Source organism: Klebsiella sp. JN_Kp126 (genome assembly GCF_033843325.1).
Classification (GTDB): domain Bacteria; phylum Pseudomonadota; class Gammaproteobacteria; order Enterobacterales; family Enterobacteriaceae; genus Klebsiella; species Klebsiella michiganensis.
Map to the genome: position 1 here is coordinate 57,300 of NZ_JAWXQV010000056.1, position 17,365 is coordinate 74,664.

Sequence of the window (17,365 nt, forward strand, 5' to 3'; positions counted from 1 at the left end):
GTCAGTGCCCCACCCTTGTCACCGGCGAACTCTGCCGATTCTCCCACAGCACCGTCAGGCCGCGCTGCAGCGCGATAAAGATGAACAGCAGGATACCGATAGCGATCTTGGTCCACCATGAACTCAGCGTACCGTCGAAGTTGATGTAGGTTTGAATCAGCCCCTGAATGGCGACGCCAAACAGCGTGCCGAGAACCGTCCCCACCCCACCGCTCAACAGCGTACCGCCGATAACCACCGATGCAATCGCGTCCAGTTCAACGCCAACGCCCGCCAGCGCATAGCCCGCCTGGGTATAGATGGAGAAGACGATCCCCGCCAGCGTCGCCAGCCCGGTAGAGAGCATATAAATGCGGATCGTCGTGCTCCGCGTGGAAATCCCCATCAGGTTCGCCGACGTCGCGTTGCCGCCGATGGCATAAACCTGATTACCGAAGCGGGTGCGGTGGGCCATAAAAATTCCGCCGATCACCACCAGCAGCATCAGCAGCCCCATCGCGCTCAGACGCCCACCGCCGGGGATGGTCCATGCCAGTCCTGACAGCGCGTCATACACCGGATGATTAATGGGAATCGACTCTTCCGAGACCAGGTAGCTGACGCCGCGCAGGAAAAACATCCCGGCGAGGGTGATGATAAACGCCGGGATCTTCAGCGCATCAATAAGCAGGCCCATAAACGCGCCAAAGGCGCAGCCCATCACCAGCACCAGCGGAAACGCCACCAGCGGCGAAATCCCCCAGAAACCGATCGCTTTAGCGAGAAATACGCCGGTAAAGGCGATCACCGACCCGACCGATAGATCGATCCCGCCGGAGAGGATCACGAAGGTCATGCCGACGGCGATGATCCCAAGAAAGGCATTGTCGGTCAGGATATTGCAGATCACCCGCGTCGAGGCAAAGCCGGGAAACTGGGTCAGGCAGTAAAGGTATCCCAGTACGAAGACCGCGAGGGTAATCATTAACGGTAAATTACGTTTTATCATGGCCGCGCATCCCCTTCAGTATGCTGATAAAGCGCGGCGACTGGACGATCAGTACGCACAGCACCACCACCGCTTTGACTACCTGATTAAGCTCCGGCGGGAATCCTGACAGCAGGATCCCGGTATTCATCCCCTGGATAATCAGCGCCCCGACGACCGAGAGCAGCAGGTTAAAGCGCCCGCCCATCAGCGAGCCGCCGCCGATAACCACCGCCAGGATGGCGTCCAGCTCCAGCCATAGCCCGGCATTATTGGCATCCGCGCCGCGAATATCCGCCGCAACGATAATGCCGGCAATCGCCGCGCAAACGCCGCTCAGCACGTAGGCCAACATCACGACGATGCGGGTATTTACCCCGGCGTTTTTTGCCGCGCGAATGTTAATCCCCACCGCTTCGATAAACATCCCCAGCGCGGTTTTGCGGGTAAACAGCCAGAACAGCACCAGCGTCACGATAGCGATAATCACCGGCGTCGGGAACAGCAGTAGCGATCCGCTGCCGAGCCACGCCAGATGCGGAGAGTCAAAGGTCACGATCTGCCCGGAGGTGATCAGCTGCGCCACACCGCGTCCGGCGACCATCAGGATCAGCGTGGCGACGAACGGCTGGATCTTCAGCACCGCCACCAGAATGCCGTTCCACAGCCCGGCCAGCGCGCCGGCCCCCAGCGATGCGAGCAGCACAACCGTCAGGCTGTGCCCCGCCACGGTCATTGACGCCGCCGTTGCGCCGGCAATCGCCATCACCGCCCCGACGGAGAGATCAATCCCGCCGGTGGCGATAACCAGCGTCATGCCAATCGCCAGCAGCGCCACCGGTGCGGCGCGGTTCAAAATATCTATCGGGCTGCCGAACAGTCGCCCGTCCTGGAGCACGATCTGGTAGAAATGCGGGGCGACCAGGCTGTCAACGACCAGCACCAGCAGCAGCGCAATAATTTGCGGCATCCCTTTTGGCCAGTTAAAGCGCCGTTTCGGCTGGCCGGTTTTCGGAACAGATTGAGGCATCATCGGTTACTCCTTATGCCGCAATAGCGTTCATGATCGCCGGCACGGAGAGCTCGCTCAGAGCCAGCTCCGCCACCTGCTGGCGATCGCGCATGATAATCACCCGATCGGCGTAACCCACCAGCTCTTCCAGCTCTGAAGAAATGACCAGCAGCGCCAGACCATCGGCGCACAGGGTTTCAATCAGGCGGATGATTTCGGCGTGGGCGCCAACGTCAATACCGCGAGTCGGTTCATCAAGGATCAAGAACTGCGGCTTCGTCAGCAGCCACCGGGAGAGCAGCACCTTCTGCTGATTACCGCCGGAGAGAAATTCAATCGGCTGTTCAGCGCTGGGGGTACGAATACCCAGTTGGCGAATGAAACGTTCAGCAATCTCATTTTGTTCGCGGCGACTAATCGGCCGCAGCCAGCCGCGCTGCGCCTGTAGCGCCAGAACGATATTTTCCCGCACCGAGGCGGCGGCGATAATGCCGTCGGTTTTACGATCTTCCGGACAGAAGCCGATCCCGAGGCAGGATGCCTGATGCGGCGAGCGCAGGGTTTGCGGCTTGCCTTTGATCCACGCTTTGCCGCTGTCGGCGGGTTTAATGCCAAAGATCACCTCCGCCGTTTCCGTACGTCCCGAGCCTAACAGCCCCGCCAGGCCGACGATTTCACCGGGACGGACCTGCAGACTAAACGGTGCGATGGTGCCTTTTTTGCCAAAATCTTCGAAGGCGGCCACCGGCTTATCGCTCAGCAGGGTGCGGCCCGCGCGCTGCAGGGCGTTATGCTCCAGCTCACGGCCCAGCATCATCTTCACCAGTTCAATTTGCGGCAGCTCGCGGGTTTCCCGGCAGCCGACAAAACCGCCGTTACGCAGCACGGTGATGCGATCGCTGACGGCATACACCTGGTCGAGGAAGTGGGTGACGAAAATCAGGCTGACCCCGCTATCGCGCAGCTGGCGCATCAGGGTAAAGAGCATCTCCACCTCCTGGGTATCCAGGCTGGCGGTCGGTTCATCAAGAATTAACACTTTTGCTGACAGGTCGATCGCCCGGCAGATCGCGACAATCTGCTGCATCGCCACCGAAAAGCGGTTCAGCGGTTCACGGACATCAAGAGAAAAACCGTAGGACGCCATCAGCGCGGTGGCGCGCTTTTCCATCTCTTTACGCCGCAGCAGGCCAAAGCGTCTGGGCTCGCGGCCGATAAACAGATTGTCCGCCACCGACATATTAGGCAGCAGGTTCACTTCCTGATAGACGGTGCCGATCCCCAGCTGCTGGGCGTGAGCGGTATTTTTCGGCGCGATCTCCCGCCCTTCCAGCCAGATGGCCCCGCGATCGGCATGATAGACGCCGGTCAGCGCTTTGATCAGGGTGGATTTACCCGCGCCGTTTTCGCCTAACAGAGCCATGATTTCGCCCCGGCGCAGGCTAAAATTAACGTTATCCAGCGCCTTCACGCCGGGGAAAAATTTGCTAAGCCCTTCAGTACGAAGGATTTCCTGATGTAATTCGCCGTTCATGCTCTCCCCCCTCACCTTTGCCCTCTCCCCGATGGGAGGAGAGGGAAATCAGCCGCGCTTTAGCGACCGGGGACATCCCGGAGGCGGCGGTGAACCTGTCATTCGGCTACTCAGTAGCCCATATTTTTCTTCTTCTCTAACTCTTCTTTCGCCGTATCCGGCAGGTAGAGGGTCGATTTGGTGATGGTGACTTTTTCAGGCAGGGTGCCGTCTTTTTTGTATTTCTCCAGCGCATCGAACGCCGGACCGGCCATATTCGGCGTCAGCTCGACGCTGGCATTGGCCTCGCCGGCCATCATCGCTTTATAGATATCCGGCACGCCGTCGATAGAGCCGGTGAGGATATCTTTGCCCGGCTTCAGCCCGGCCTCTTTAATCGCCTGAATGGCGCCAATCACCATATCGTCGTTATGGGCGTAAACCATGCAGATGTTCTTGCCGTTGTTTTCCGCTTTGATAAAGCTCTCCATGACTTCTTTGCCCTTGCTGCGGGTAAAGTCGCCGGACTGGGAGCGGATAATTTTGATATTAGAGGCTTTAGAAATGGCCTCAGCGAAGCCTTTCTTGCGGTCAATCGCCACGCTGGCCCCCACGGTGCCCTGCAGTTCAACAACGTTACACGGCTTACCGTCGACGGTTTTGACCAGCCACTCGCCGATCAGCTGGCCTTCCAGCACGTTGTTCGCGGTAACGGTGGTCATGTAGAGATCTTTGTCTTTAACATCAATTGAGCGGTCGAGCAGGAATACCGGGATTTTGGCCTCTTTCGCTTCTTTCAGTACCGGCTCCCAGCCGGTCGCTACGACCGGCGCGATGAAGATGGCATCGACGCCCTGAGCGATAAAGGAGCGTACGGCTTTAATCTGGTTTTCCTGTTTTTGTTGCGCGTCGGCAATCTTCAGAGTGATGCCGCGCTTCGCGGCCTCCTCTTTCGCGACGTTAGTTTCGGCCGCGCGCCAGCCGGATTCAGAACCGACCTGCGAAAAACCTACGGTAAGAGGGGCAGCCATGACCATAGACGACATAGCTGCGGAAACTGCTGTGACAAGAAGTAAGCGCTTCCACATAAGAGGATCCTCGTAGGGTTATTGTTGGTTAAAGCCTCACCTGCGGACAAACTATAGACAATCGGAGATGTAACTGAATGCGTTACATCACACTTCAAAAAAGTTAATTAGATGTTAATCAGCGGCCATCTCACCAGCGGAGAGCCGGTGAGGCTTCGCGAGCCGCGCGAGCTTCGCCGTTTATGACGAAATTTTGCACACTTTGAGATATCAAGCATATGCAATGAAAACGGTTACATAATTTTATTCAGTATGCGGCTATGTTTATGGATTTTCAGGCTGTCTTACGCTGAAAAATTCAGACTCCACCCACCCGTTCTGGGGAAAAAGAAGCGAAGACATTCGATGTGAGTTGGCTATAATACCGGGCACTTGTTTGCCATACATTTTAAAGGAAACAGACATGAGCTTACTCAACGTACCTGCGGGCAAAGATCTGCCGGAAGACATCTACGTCGTGATCGAGATCCCGGCGAACGCAGATCCTATCAAATACGAAGTCGACAAAGAGAGCGGTGCACTGTTCGTTGACCGTTTCATGTCCACGGCGATGTTCTATCCGTGCAACTACGGCTACATCAACCACACCCTGTCCCTGGACGGCGACCCGGTTGACGTTCTGGTCCCGACGCCGTACCCGCTGGAGCCAGGTTCAGTCATCCGCTGCCGTCCGGTTGGCGTGCTGAAAATGACCGACGAATCCGGTGAAGATGCGAAACTGGTTGCGGTACCGCACACCAAGCTGAGCAAAGAGTACGATCACATTAAAGATGTGAACGACCTGCCGGAACTGCTGAAAGCGCAGATCACCCACTTCTTCGAGCACTATAAAGACCTCGAAGCGGGCAAATGGGTTAAGGTTGACGGCTGGGACAACGCTGAAGCGGCAAAAGCTGAAATCGTGGCTTCCTTCGAGCGCGCTAAGAAGTAATTCTGCCGCACTCAGGTTCGCAAAAACACCGCCTCCGGGCGGTGTTTTTTTTGGCCGTTGATCCATGCCCGAGCGGCGGCTGACGCCTTAGCCGGGCGACAGCACCCAACGCCACAAAAAACAACGCCACCCGAAGGTGGCGTTATCGTTATTAATACTGGTCTTTATCCAACCAGTTGCCGCTTTCTATCAGCGTGAAGCCCTCAACGGGGCGCTGATAGACATACATCCAGGCGCTACCGTAGGGCGTCTGGATCAGGTGACGAGCATACTCGCCGCCTTTGGTACGCAGCGCATCCAATTCAGCCAGCGTCGATGCGTCAATACGATAGACCTCACCATGTACCGTGCCATCGCCGGGCACCGCGCCTGGATAGTGGCCCAGGCTGTACAGTTGATAATCATTGACACTATGATCGCCCAGCCACTGAGCGTTGGTCATCCAGTGGCTGTTGCCTTGTTTGCGTCGTAAACTGCCGTAAACAAATATTCGCATTGCTAAAACTCAAACTGATAGAGCAAATCGAGAGCCTGGTCTACGCCAGACACAGCTTCCATATATAGCTTAGGCATCAGGCGATAGCGTAACGTCAACGTCGCCAGGGAGTCAAAGATCCCTACCCCATATTTTACCTGCAGACCCGGCAGTACATAGCCGCTGACCACCACCTGGGAGGAGTCGCCCACTCCCTCGGTATCCAGCGCCAGATTGCTTACGCCAAACGTCTCGCCGATTTTACCCACAACCTGACCACTTTGTGCAACCCCCATACCAATAAGCATTGAAGTCATGGCTGCGCTATCGCTCTGTCCGCTGCCTAAACCCTGCCCGCGTAGCAGGTAAGAGAGCGCTTCCTGCTGCGACATCGCCGGATCGGAGAAAATCTCCGCTTTCGGCTGATCGGCCGAGCCGGTCACGCGAACGCCGGCGATAACGTCGTCCTCGGTGGCGTCCGGATTACGAATGGCTTCGATATTCAGCAGCGGCTGATCCGGCGGACCAGAGAACAGCAGCTCGCCTTTACGCACGATCAGATCCTGGCCGTAGGCATGGAAACGCCCTTCCGGGATGTTGATCTGCCCGTTGAGCCCCAGCCCCTGTTTGTCCTGCGCCACTTTCAAATCGCCGGTCAGACGCGCTTTCAGACCAAAGGCGTCGAGACGAACGTTGTTGCCCACGTGAATCGTCAGATTGCTGTTGATAGGGATACCGGCGCTCTGCTGCTTAATCGGCTGCAGATTTTTATCCAGCATCACTTCGTCAGATGAGACCCCAACGGCGCTTTCCGGCACTTCGTTGACGACGATACGCGCCCAGGGTACGTCAACGCTGCCATCCAGGTTAAACAGGCTTGGCGTGGCGGTAAAGACCACGTCCGGCGACACATCCAGGCGCACCATCGGCGGCACGGTTATCCGCACCCGGCTGCCCTTCGCCGCAATCTGCGCGCGCCAGTTGTCAATCTGCGTCCAGTCGGCGTTGCCGCTGAGCGCAATCTGTCCCTGGCGAGTGTTCACCGTCCCCTGCAGGGTCGAACGGGTACCGGTAAAATTCATCGCCAGCTGGCTCGGCTGCATATCAAACGGCATAAAGTTACCGTCAATATCCACGCCGTTCAGCTGCATCTGACCGAAAAGCTGCGGGCTCTGGACGTTACCGCCCAGCGTCAGACGCGCGTTCAGTCTCCCTTCCGCCTTTTCACCGCGCGAGAAGATAGGGTTGATCATCGCCAGCGAGAAGTTGCTGATATTGACGTTACCGCCCAGATTGCGTCGGCCCTGGGGATCGGTGACCTGCACCTGTCCGTCCAGCTGGCCATTGTTGGTCAGGCGAATCAGCCAGCCCAGCTGGGCGCGGTTATTGTGCAGATCGGCCGTGAGGTTCAGGGTATCGAAAGCCACCGGCAGCGGCGCGTCGTTGACCGTCTGCGTCACCTTCACGTTACGCCCGCTCAGGGTGACCTTACCCTGCGGCAGCCCCTCTTTGGTGGTGTCCCAGCTCACATCGGCATTACCGCTAAACACGCCGCTGGCCTGGGTCGCTTCCGGCATAAAGGGCTTGAGCATCGCGAGATCGAAACGGTTGAGGTTCACCACCGCGCGCCCGCTCGCGCCGGCGTCGATGGTCTGCGGTACGCACAGCTCGGCGTTCGGGTTAGTCCAGCAGTGCGGCCCGATGCTGATTTTCTGCTCAAGGTTGCGGTAATCCAGCGCGATATCACGCGTCAGCGCCACCGGCCCCACCGGGGTCTGGAAACGGGTATTGCTCAGCGTGCCTTTCCAGCGCTCCGCTTTGCGGTCAAAGCTCCCCGCCAGCGAGAGCTGCCCGGAGACCGGATCGCCCTGCACCCGCAGCTGCAGGTCGTGCTGCTTCTCATTGCCCTTCGCATTGAGCTGCACCAGGCTGATATTCACGCCCGGCTGGCTAATACGGTCTACGCGTACGTCAAGGTTACCGCCAATCTGGTCGGTGGATTTCACATCGCCCTTCACGTTCACCTGAGCCACCGACAGCTCCTGCCAGCGCAGCGCCCGGGCGGTGATATCCGCCAGCAGCTGCGGCGCGTCGACGGTGCCGCGAACCTTCACCAGCCCTTTCGCCGTCCCGCCCAGGCCCGGCAGGGCGTTATCGAGATGCGGCGCGTCAATGGTGGCGTCGAGGTTAAGGTCTTTGACCCCCAGCTCGCCTTTCACATCGGCGCTGTTAGGGCCTAAAGCCAGATGCAGGCCGGGGATTTTCCACTGCATATAGCTGTTGCCCTGCAGCGATCCGCTTACATCGACTTTGTTTTGCTTCACGTTACCGGTAATTTTCAGCTCCGGCACCGACATCTGCCAGCTGCCGCCGTACAGGCTGCCCTGGGTCTTAATCAGACCGTTGAGCTTCGACGGCCAGTCCGGGACCTCTTTAGCGGTGTTGATACCGTCAAGCGTCAGTTCGCCGCGCCAGCTGATCGCCTGCTGCCAGTCGAGCAGCGCCTTCAGTTCGGTTTTCCCTTCGAGGGCGGCGACGGTGAGCTTATCGAGATTCACCTGCTGCTCGTTGCCCTTCGCGTTCAGGTTAATCTTCGCTGGCGGCAGCGACTGCCCTTTCACCGCGGTGCTAAAGGCCAGGGTGTAGTCGGTCATCTTGCCGTTAAATTTCAGCAGAAGATCGTCAGCCTGATACGCTTTCTCGCCGGTAAACGGCCAGTAGAGCTGCTTGCTTTTCACCTCCATATCCAGCGGCAGGCCGGCCTCCGCCAGCTGCGTTTCGGCGCGCAGCGTCATCGCGACTGGACCATTCAGATCGACGCCGACCGTGAGCTTTTTACGCACTTCGCCGCCCACTTTTAGCTGCACTTTCTCGCCCTTCAGGGGGTCAATATTCAGCGTACCGTTGAGGGTGATATCGACCGGCCAGTTATCCTGCAGCTGCGCGTTACCGGAAGCCGTGACTTTCCCCTGGTCGGAGTCTACGTCCAGCGCGTCCAGCTTCATCTGCCCATCGATGCTGCTGACTTTAAGCAGCAGATTGTAGATGGTTATATCGGTATCGCCGGTGAGACGCAGCTGCTCGCCGCGGAACGCCTGAATATTAAGATTCAACGGCAGATGGACGTCGGTCATTTCCGGCAGCACCGGTTTCGAGAACAGATCTTTCATCGTCTCGCCGAGCGGCTTTTCTTCCGGCTGCGGGTTGTCAATTTTCGGCTCGACAACCTGCTCCTGAGCCACCTTCGCCACCTTCGGCAGCGCGATGAGCAACCCCTGCAGCGAGGTCGGCGTCAGGGTGAGGTTTTTCTCCTGCCAGTTAAGCCCCGTGGAAAAGTCGCGCACCGAGACGGCGGTATCGTCAATTTTTACGTTGACGTTATGCAGCGCCACCCGGCTCAGGGTAACGGGATAAGGCGTGGAGAGATTCAGCGGCCCGCTCTCTTCTTCTTCAACCGGCGCCGCTGGCGGCATCTTGCTGGTATCGATCGCCACATAGATATCGCGCAGAGAGATATCGTTGACGCACAGGCTGCTGTCCCACAGGCAGCGTAGCTTAACGCCCAGATGGAACTGGCCGGCGGTGACCGCCACGCCCGGCTGCTCAAAGCGCACGTTCTCCAGCGTCAGATCGCGCCAGCCGCCGGTGGCTTTACCGATTTCCAGCCCCGGGACCCAGCGATCGGCGGCTTTGATAACCAGATGCAGACCGGTCGTCGTCCCCACCAGGAATCCTACCGTCCCCAGCAGCAGCAGCAGAAAAATCAGTACGCCGAGGCTTATCTTCTTCCATAAACTCATAATTCAGGCCCCAGACCGATGTAAAACTGTAAACCGTGCTCTTCTTTGTCGCCGATCGGTCTGGCGATATCCAGCTTGATTGGCCCGACCGGAGACTGCCAGCGCACGCCGAGGCCGGCGCCGGTTTTAAAGTTGCTTTCGCGGATATCGCTTACCGCTTCGCCGCTATCGACGAACACCGCGCCCCACCACTTGCCGCTCACGTTGTACTGATACTCCAGCGAGCCGGTAGCCAGCTTCGAGGCCCCCATCAGCTTGCCGTCGTCATCTTTTGGCGAGATAGATTTGTATTTATAACCGCGAATGCTGCGGTCGCCGCCGGCGAAGAAACGCAGATCCGGCGGGACTTTGCTGAAGTTATCGGCCTCAATCCAGCCGAGGTTGCCGCGCACCACGAAGCGGTGGCGGTCATAAAGAGTGCGGATCCAGACGTCCTGCGCCTGCATCACAATAAAGTTAATATCCGAGCCCCACATGGTGTTGGAGTAGTCCACCGAATAGCGCTGCGAATCGCCCCAGGTCGGCATCAGGCCGCCGCGCGAACGGGTACGGTTCACCGACACGCCGGGATAGATCAGCATGGTGGTGTTGGTGACGTTGGCTTGGGTAAAGTGGTCAAGACTCCAGCGCAGGTTCAGCGCGCGCTGCCAGCCGCTCGACATCTCCCAGTAGCGCGAAACGGCCAGGGTGGTGGAGTCAGATTTGGTATCGTTGAGATCCGTACGTTTAAAGCCGCCCTGCATCAGGTAGTACTGCTCCAGGGGGCTTTTTAACAGCGGTACCTTGTAGCTGAAATCAAGCTGCTGTTCAGGGGCGGAAAGGCTGAGGCTGGAAGTGAGGCTGTGGCCGTAGGAGTTCATCCACGGCTTTCTCCAGGTGCCTTTGACGCGCGGCCCGACGTCGGTTGAGTAGCCGACCCCGGTTTCCACGGTGTTCTCTTTACGCGGAGAGACCACGCCCTGCAAAGGCAGCACTTTCGTCTGGCGGGACTTGTCAAACTGCGGCGCCACCACGACGGAGCTAAACCAGCCGGTTGCCGCCAGGCGGCGGTTAAGTTCGGCTAAATCCTGCGAGGTGTAGTAGTCGCCCTGCTTAAACGGCACCAGGTTTTGCAGATATTCGTCGCGAATTTGCGAGCCTTCAAAAGTGACCGGGCCAAAGCGGTAGCGCTCGCCGCTGTTGTAGTCGATATCCCAGAAGGCCTGATGCCGGTCGAGGGAAACGCCAAGCTGGCTTTTATTAAACTCGCTGTCAAAGTAGCCCTTACGCAGCGCAACCCGGGTCAGAGAGCTTTTAAAACTGTCATAATCACCGTGATTGAGGACCGTGCCGATCGCCGGGCGCGTGTTTAGCAAATCCAGATAGTCGCGATCGGTTCGGGCGCCGCCGCGTAAAATCACGTCAGTGCCGCCAATGCGCACCGGTTCGCCGGGCGTGACTTTGGCGATCAGCACCTGACGCCCCCTCGCCGGCGGCGGACGTAAATCAAAATCAATCGTGGGCTCGTAGTAGCCCAGCGCTTTCAGTCCTTCGCGGATAGCATCATCAACGCGCGCGCGAAAGCGCCGGTCCGGCGTGACTTCATCGCTCTGGATCGTAGAGAGTTGGGCGCGGACGTTTTTTTCCAGTTCCCCGGATAGTCCCTCAACCTGCAAACGCACGCTCGCTGCGCTGGCGACCCCGCTGACCAGCAAAACGCTGGCGATACATAACTGGCGGATTTGTAGCACTTTTTCTCCTGAATATCCTTGTTTCCCCCCGAAGGAAACGAAAGTGCCGCTCCACGGCTTAACAAAACCCTAACAACTAAGGGTTGAAAAATAGACGTTATCCCAAATAATTCTTATGTTTAAATCTAGACGTATTAAGCGCGTTTATTGTGTTCAAAGACACGCTTGGTTACAACCTTAACCACATTTTCTGTTTTGAGAGGCCCACCGTGAGTCTATTTGATAAAACGCATCTTGTCGCCCAAGCGGACGCGCTGCCGGGACGCAACACGCCGATGCCGGTGGCTACGCTCCACGCCGTCAATGGTCACTCGATGACCAACGTTCCCGCAGGAATGGAAGTCGCCCTGTTCGCCATGGGCTGCTTCTGGGGCGTTGAACGCCTGTTCTGGCAGCTGCCCGGCGTTTATAGCACCGCCGCTGGCTATACCGGCGGCTATACGCCCAACCCGACCTACCGCGAAGTCTGCAGCGGCGAGACTGGCCATGCTGAAGCCGTGCGCGTGGTCTACGATCCGCAGGTTATCAGCTATGAGCAGCTGCTCCAGGTATTCTGGGAAAATCACGACCCGGCGCAGGGCATGCAGCAGGGTAACGACCGCGGAACGCAGTATCGCTCCGCGATTTATCCGCTAACGCCTGAGCAGAGCGAGGCGGCGAAGGCCAGCCTGGCGCGTTTCCAGGCGGCAATGAATGAAGCCAACGACCCGCGCACTATCACCACCGAGATCGCGACGGCGAAGCCGTTCTACTATGCGGAAGACGATCATCAGCAGTATCTGCATAAAAATCCGTACGGATACTGCGGCATTGGCGGAATTGGGGTTTGTTTGCCGCCGCAGGCCTGATGCGGCTGCACCGTAGGGCAGGCCGCCGGATTGAATAATTTACGCTCTGGCGGCTTTACAGTACCTTACGCTATACTACGCCGTGCTATCGCCGGTCCAGAGCCTTCGGACCGGCTTTTTGTGAATTCCACTTAGCGTTATCCACTTCCCTTCCGAGGATCTGATCTCAACGGTCAGATAAGATATGTTAAACAGTATTTTAGTAATACTTTGTCTGATAGCCGTCAGTGCGTTCTTTTCGATATCGGAAATCTCGCTGGCCGCATCACGTAAAATCAAACTCAAGCTGCTGGCCGATGACGGCAACATCAACGCTCAACGCGTGCTGAAGATGCAGGAAAACCCCGGGATGTTCTTTACCGTGGTGCAAATCGGCCTCAACGCGGTAGCGATTCTCGGCGGTATCGTCGGCGATGCGGCATTTTCGCCGGCGTTTAATAGCCTCTTTAGCCGCTATATGTCCCCGGAGCTCTCCGAGCAGCTGAGCTTTATTATCTCCTTTACCCTGGTCACCAGCCTGTTCATTCTGTTTGCTGACCTGACTCCGAAACGCATCGGTATGATCGCGCCTGAAGCCGTCGCTTTACGCATCATCAACCCGATGCGCTTCTGCCTGTTTCTCTTCCGCCCGCTGGTGTGGTTGTTTAACGGCATGGCCAACAATATCTTCCGCCTGTTCAAAATTCCGATGGTGCGTAAAGACGACATTACCTCCGATGATATTTACGCCGTGGTGGAAGCCGGCGCGCTGGCAGGGGTGCTGCGTAAGCAGGAGCATGAGCTGATTGAGAACGTGTTCGAACTGGAATCGCGCACCGTGCCTTCATCGATGACCTCGCGTGAAAACGTCATCTGGTTCGATCTTCACGAAGATGAACAGAGCCTGAAGAATAAGGTCGCGGAGCATCCGCACTCCAAGTTCCTGGTCTGTAATGAAGATATCGACCACATCATCGGCTACGTTGATTCCAAAGACCTGCTGAACCGCGTGCTGGCAAACCAGAGTCTGGTGCTGACCGGCGGCGTGCAGATTCGCAATACGCTGATTGTCCCGGATACCCTGACGCTGTCTGAAGCGCTGGAAAGCTTTAAAACCGCCGGTGAAGACTTCGCCGTGATCATGAACGAATATGCGCTGGTGGTCGGGATTATCACCCTGAACGACGTGATGACCACCCTGATGGGCGACCTCGTCGGCCAGGGGCTGGAAGAGCAGATCGTCGCGCGCGATGAAAACTCCTGGCTCATTGACGGCGGAACGCCGATCGACGACGTGATGCGGGTGCTGGATATCGATGATTTCCCGCAGTCCGGCAATTACGAGACCATCGGCGGCTTTATGATGTTTATGCTGCGTAAAATTCCCAAGCGCACCGACGCGGTGAAATTCTCCGGCTATAAGTTCGAAGTGGTGGATATCGACAACTACCGCATCGATCAGCTGCTGGTGACCCGTATCGACAATAAGCCGACGGTGCTGGTGCCCAAGCTGCCGGATGCGGCCAACAGCGATAAAGAGTCAGCGTAAAACCGTTGACGAACCGACAAGGCGGATGAAAATCCGCCTTTTTTATTGTCCGAATGTGAGGCTGCTCACGCCCCTCGGGCAATAGCAGATTTTTACTGCTCCACAGCGAAACGTTCATGACTCCCCTCTGCGCAAAAAGGTAACTTTGCTCGCGTCTACACGATCATATTCCTGAATAAAGGAAGCGAGGGTTACCATGATAGAATCAAATAAAAATTACTATATAAGCTGTCTGTTCTTCCTGTTCTTCTTTATTGGCTGGGGATGCTGCTATCCTTATTTATCATTGTGGTTAACGGAAACCATCGGCATTAATTACACTGACGTCGGTCTGGTTTATTCCTTTACCGCGATTATTGCCGTTTGCGTTCAACCACTATTCGGTTTTATATCCGACAGGCTGGTCTATCGTAAAAACCTGATGTGGCTGCTGGCCATCATTATTACCCTCTTTGCCCCCTACTGGATCTACGTCTTTGCGCCATTATTAAAAGTTAACGTTTTTCTCGGGGCGCTGGCGGGCGGCATCTATATTGGCATGGCCTACGGCGCAGGCTGCGGTATTTGCGAAGCTTACATTGATAAAGTCAGCCGCGCTTCCGGTTTTGAGTTTGGTCGCGCCAGAATGTTTGGCGGCATTGGCGCGGCTATCGGCACCTTCGCGGCAGGCAAGCTCTACGGGATCGACCAGAACATGATTTTCTGGCTGGCCAGCGGTGCCGGCGTATGCCTGCTGGTCATTGTCTGGAAAATGCAGATTAGCGCGAATAAACAAGGCGCGATACACAGCAGTAAAGCCTCGCCGGTCACCCTGAGCGACGCCACCTCGCTGCTGAAAATGAAGAAATTCTGGTTCTTCGCGATCTACACGATCGGCGTCGGCGCGGTATATGAAACCTACGACCAGCAGTTCGCCATCTATTACAGCCACTTCTTTGAGAGCAAAGCGCGCGGCGCGGAAGTCTTCGGCTATTTAACCACAGGTCAGATTTTCCTTGATGCGGTAGTGATGTTTTTCGCCCCATGGTTCGTGAATAAAATCGGCCCGAAAAATGCTCTGCTGTACTGCGGAATGATTATGAGTCTGCGCATTATCGGCTCGGCCTGGGCTATCGGTCCGGTGTCCATTAGCCTGATTAAACTGCTGCACGGTTTTGAGAGCTCGGTATTACTCGTCGCCGCGCTGAAATATATTACGGCTAACTTCAACCCGCTGCTTTCGGCCACGGTTTATTTAATCGGCTTTCAGTTTTCGAAAAGCTTTAGCTCTATTTTCCTTTCTACCGGCATCGGTCATATGTACCAGAGCATGGGCTTTACCAGCAGCTATATCGTGCTCGGCGGTATCGCCCTGTGCTTTACCCTGATTTCATTTATTACGCTGGACAAAGCGCGCGCTTTTGCCCCGCAGCCGGCGCCCGCGCATTAATTTAAGGAGGTAACCTGTATGTCTGATTTATTTTATGGCGTGGCCTATTACGATGAATATATGCCGGAAGATCGGCTGGCGAAAGATATCGCCTTAATGCAGGAAACGGGCATTAACGTGGTGCGGATTGCCGAATCGACCTGGAGTACGCTGGAGCCCCGGGAGGGCGAATATAACTTCTACCATATCGACCGGGTGCTGAATGCCATGCATAAAGCGGGGATCGCGGTGATTATCGGCACGCCAACCTACGCCGTCCCGGCCTGGCTGGCGGCGAAGCACCCGGATATTCTGGTCACTACCGTCAACGGGCAGCAAAAATATGGCCCGCGCCAGATTATGGATATCGTCAACCCGACCTTTCGCCGCTATGCCGAAAAGATTATCCGTACGCTAATGGCGCACGTACAGCACCATCCGGCGATTATTGGCTGGCAGCTGGATAACGAAACCAAGCATTACGATAATATCGGCCGCCATATGCAGGAGGGTTTTGTACGCAGCCTGCGGGAAAAATACCCCGATCTTGACCGGTTGAATAACGATTTTGGTCTGGACTACTGGAGCAACCGCATCGATAGCTGGCAGGATTTTCCGCCGGTCGAAAACACTATCAACGCCAGCCTCGCCTGCGCGTTCTCCCGCTACCAGCGCCAGCAGGTGACGGAGTATCTCGCCTGGCAGGCGGAGATCGTGCGCGAATATGCCCAGCCGCATCAGTTCGTCACCCACAACTTCGATTTTGAATGGCGCGGCTACTCCTACGGCGTGCAGCCGCGAGTTGACCATTTTGCGGCGGCACAGACGCTGGATATTGCCGGTGTCGATATCTATCACCCGAGCCAGAAACACCTGACCGGGCGAGAAATCGCGTTTGGCGGCGCCATTACGCGTTCGCTAAAGCAGGGTAAGAATTACTTCGTGCTGGAAACCCAGGCGCAGGGCTTTGCCCAGTGGACACCTTATCCGGGCCAGCTGCGCCTGCAGGCTTTTAGCCACGTGGCATCGGGGGCGGCAATGGTCTCTTACTGGCACTGGCATTCGATTCATAACGCGTTCGAGACCTACTGGAAGGGGCTGTTAAGCCACGACTTCTCGCGCAACGCGACCTGGCAGGAGGCCACCACTATCGGGGCTGACTTTGCCCGCCTGTCGCCGCAGCTGGCGGAGCTGAAGGCAGAAAACGACGTCGCGCTGCTGATAAGCAATGAGGCGATGGACGCCCTTAACCAGTTCCGTCCCGGCGACGCGCAGGGCAATATTTATAACGATATTTTCCGCCGCTTCCACGATGCGCTGTACGACCACAATATCAGCCTCGATATTATCCACGACGTTAACGAGGAAACCGCGCGCTACCGCGCGCTGATCGTACCCGGACTCTACGCCGCCGATGATGGCCTGCTGACGCGCATCAACCGCTATATCGAGCAGGGCGGCAGAGCGCTGATCGGCTTTAAATCGGGCTTTAGCGATGAAAACGTGAAGGTGCGCAGCGGCGCGCAGCCGGGAATTTTGCGCGAGAGCTGCGGCGTGAGCTACAGTCAATTCACCCTGCCGGAAGAAACCACGGTAAGCGCCTGCAGCGCGGACATTGATTGCCGTCAAGACAATCAGGCCGAGCTGTGGATGGAGCTGCTGACGCCGGACGCCGGTACCCGTACGCTACTGCGCTATCAGCATCCGGCATGGGGCGACTATGCCGCCGCCACCGAGGCGGATTACGCTCAGGGTCGGGCGATTTACGTTGGCTTCCTGCCGCAGAAAACGCTGATTAGCCAGCTGTTCGATCGGCTGACCGCAGGACTGGATCTGCGTTCACGTACATCGGCCTACCGCTATCCGCTGGTGGTCAAAAAGATGCGCAACCGCGACGGCAACAGCATCCACTTCCTGTTCAACTACTCCGGCGAACCGCAGGCGTTTATCAGCGAGACATCGGGCAACGCGCTGTTGAGCGGGGAAAAAGTTAGCTGCGGCCAGCCGTTGCGCCTCAAAGCATGGGAATTTACTATCATCGAAAGTTAAGCGGGCGGCGGCGCTC

Annotated in this window: 12 protein-coding genes; 5 read left to right on the forward strand and 7 right to left on the reverse strand. The window is 57.0% G+C overall.

Features of this window, described 5'->3' with window-relative positions; genetic code table 11:
• Position 1 precedes the first annotated feature (1 nt).
• From yjfF to ytfQ, 4 genes are all read right to left on the reverse strand, one after another.
• Positions 2 to 988: a galactofuranose ABC transporter, permease protein YjfF gene (yjfF, locus tag SIK97_RS12080; protein ID WP_004098052.1), complete on the reverse strand. Its 987-nt coding sequence runs from the start codon at positions 986 to 988 to the stop codon at positions 2 to 4.
• Entirely contained in the window at positions 975 to 2,000 is a 1,026-nt protein-coding gene (gene ytfT, locus SIK97_RS12085; RefSeq protein ID WP_014227645.1) for a galactofuranose ABC transporter, ATP-binding protein YtfT, read from the reverse strand. Before ytfT ends, yjfF begins: the two co-directional genes overlap by 14 nt.
• A gap of 10 nt (positions 2,001 to 2,010) precedes the next feature.
• Positions 2,011 to 3,513: a galactofuranose ABC transporter, ATP-binding protein YtfR gene (ytfR, locus tag SIK97_RS12090; RefSeq protein WP_032747652.1), complete on the reverse strand. Its 1,503-nt coding sequence runs from the start codon at positions 3,511 to 3,513 to the stop codon at positions 2,011 to 2,013.
• Between the two features lie 110 nt (positions 3,514 to 3,623).
• Positions 3,624 to 4,580, reverse strand: coding sequence for a galactofuranose ABC transporter, galactofuranose-binding protein YtfQ (ytfQ, locus tag SIK97_RS12095; RefSeq protein ID WP_004098043.1), 957 nt, complete (start codon positions 4,578 to 4,580; stop codon positions 3,624 to 3,626).
• 403 nt (positions 4,581 to 4,983) lie between these two features.
• Here ytfQ and ppa point away from each other — a divergent pair, with 403 nt between their 5' ends.
• Positions 4,984 to 5,511, forward strand: coding sequence for an inorganic diphosphatase (gene ppa / locus SIK97_RS12100; protein ID WP_004098041.1), 528 nt, complete (start codon positions 4,984 to 4,986; stop codon positions 5,509 to 5,511).
• Between the two features lie 151 nt (positions 5,512 to 5,662).
• On the opposite strand, the gene SIK97_RS12105 is transcribed toward ppa, so the two are convergent.
• Genes SIK97_RS12105 through tamA form a run of 3 tightly spaced genes read right to left on the reverse strand, consistent with a single transcriptional unit; the run spans position 5,663 to position 11,516 of the window.
• A complete protein-coding gene (locus tag SIK97_RS12105; RefSeq protein WP_004098039.1) occupies positions 5,663 to 6,007 on the reverse strand; it encodes a gamma-glutamylcyclotransferase in 345 nt (114 codons plus the stop codon).
• Positions 6,008 to 6,009: 2 nt separating this feature from the next.
• Entirely contained in the window at positions 6,010 to 9,786 is a 3,777-nt protein-coding gene (tamB, locus tag SIK97_RS12110) for an autotransporter assembly complex protein TamB (protein ID WP_042944137.1), read from the reverse strand.
• Positions 9,783 to 11,516, reverse strand: a complete 1,734-nt coding sequence (tamA, locus tag SIK97_RS12115; protein ID WP_014227642.1) for an autotransporter assembly complex protein TamA — start codon at positions 11,514 to 11,516, stop codon at positions 9,783 to 9,785. The genes tamB and tamA overlap by 4 nt, the downstream gene beginning before the upstream one ends.
• A 209-nt stretch (positions 11,517 to 11,725) precedes the next feature.
• Between tamA and msrA the strand changes: the two genes are divergently transcribed.
• From msrA to SIK97_RS12135, 4 genes are all read left to right on the forward strand, one after another.
• The gene (gene msrA, locus SIK97_RS12120) at positions 11,726 to 12,364 is read left to right on the forward strand and encodes a peptide-methionine (S)-S-oxide reductase MsrA (RefSeq protein WP_014227641.1); all 639 of its coding nucleotides are present in this window, start codon (positions 11,726 to 11,728) and stop codon (positions 12,362 to 12,364) included.
• A gap of 184 nt (positions 12,365 to 12,548) precedes the next feature.
• Positions 12,549 to 13,892 (forward strand): hemolysin family protein, encoded by a 1,344-nt coding sequence (locus tag SIK97_RS12125; RefSeq protein WP_025107621.1) that lies wholly within the window; start codon positions 12,549 to 12,551, stop codon positions 13,890 to 13,892.
• Positions 13,893 to 14,088: 196 nt separating this feature from the next.
• Complete coding sequence (locus SIK97_RS12130) at positions 14,089 to 15,321, forward strand: oligosaccharide MFS transporter (RefSeq protein WP_014227639.1); 1,233 nt, start codon at positions 14,089 to 14,091, stop codon at positions 15,319 to 15,321.
• Positions 15,322 to 15,339: 18 nt separating this feature from the next.
• Positions 15,340 to 17,349 carry a beta-galactosidase gene (locus tag SIK97_RS12135; protein WP_038423970.1) on the forward strand — a complete coding sequence of 670 codons (2,010 nt, stop codon included), beginning with the start codon at positions 15,340 to 15,342 and terminating at the stop codon, positions 17,347 to 17,349.
• Positions 17,350 to 17,365 lie beyond the last annotated feature (16 nt).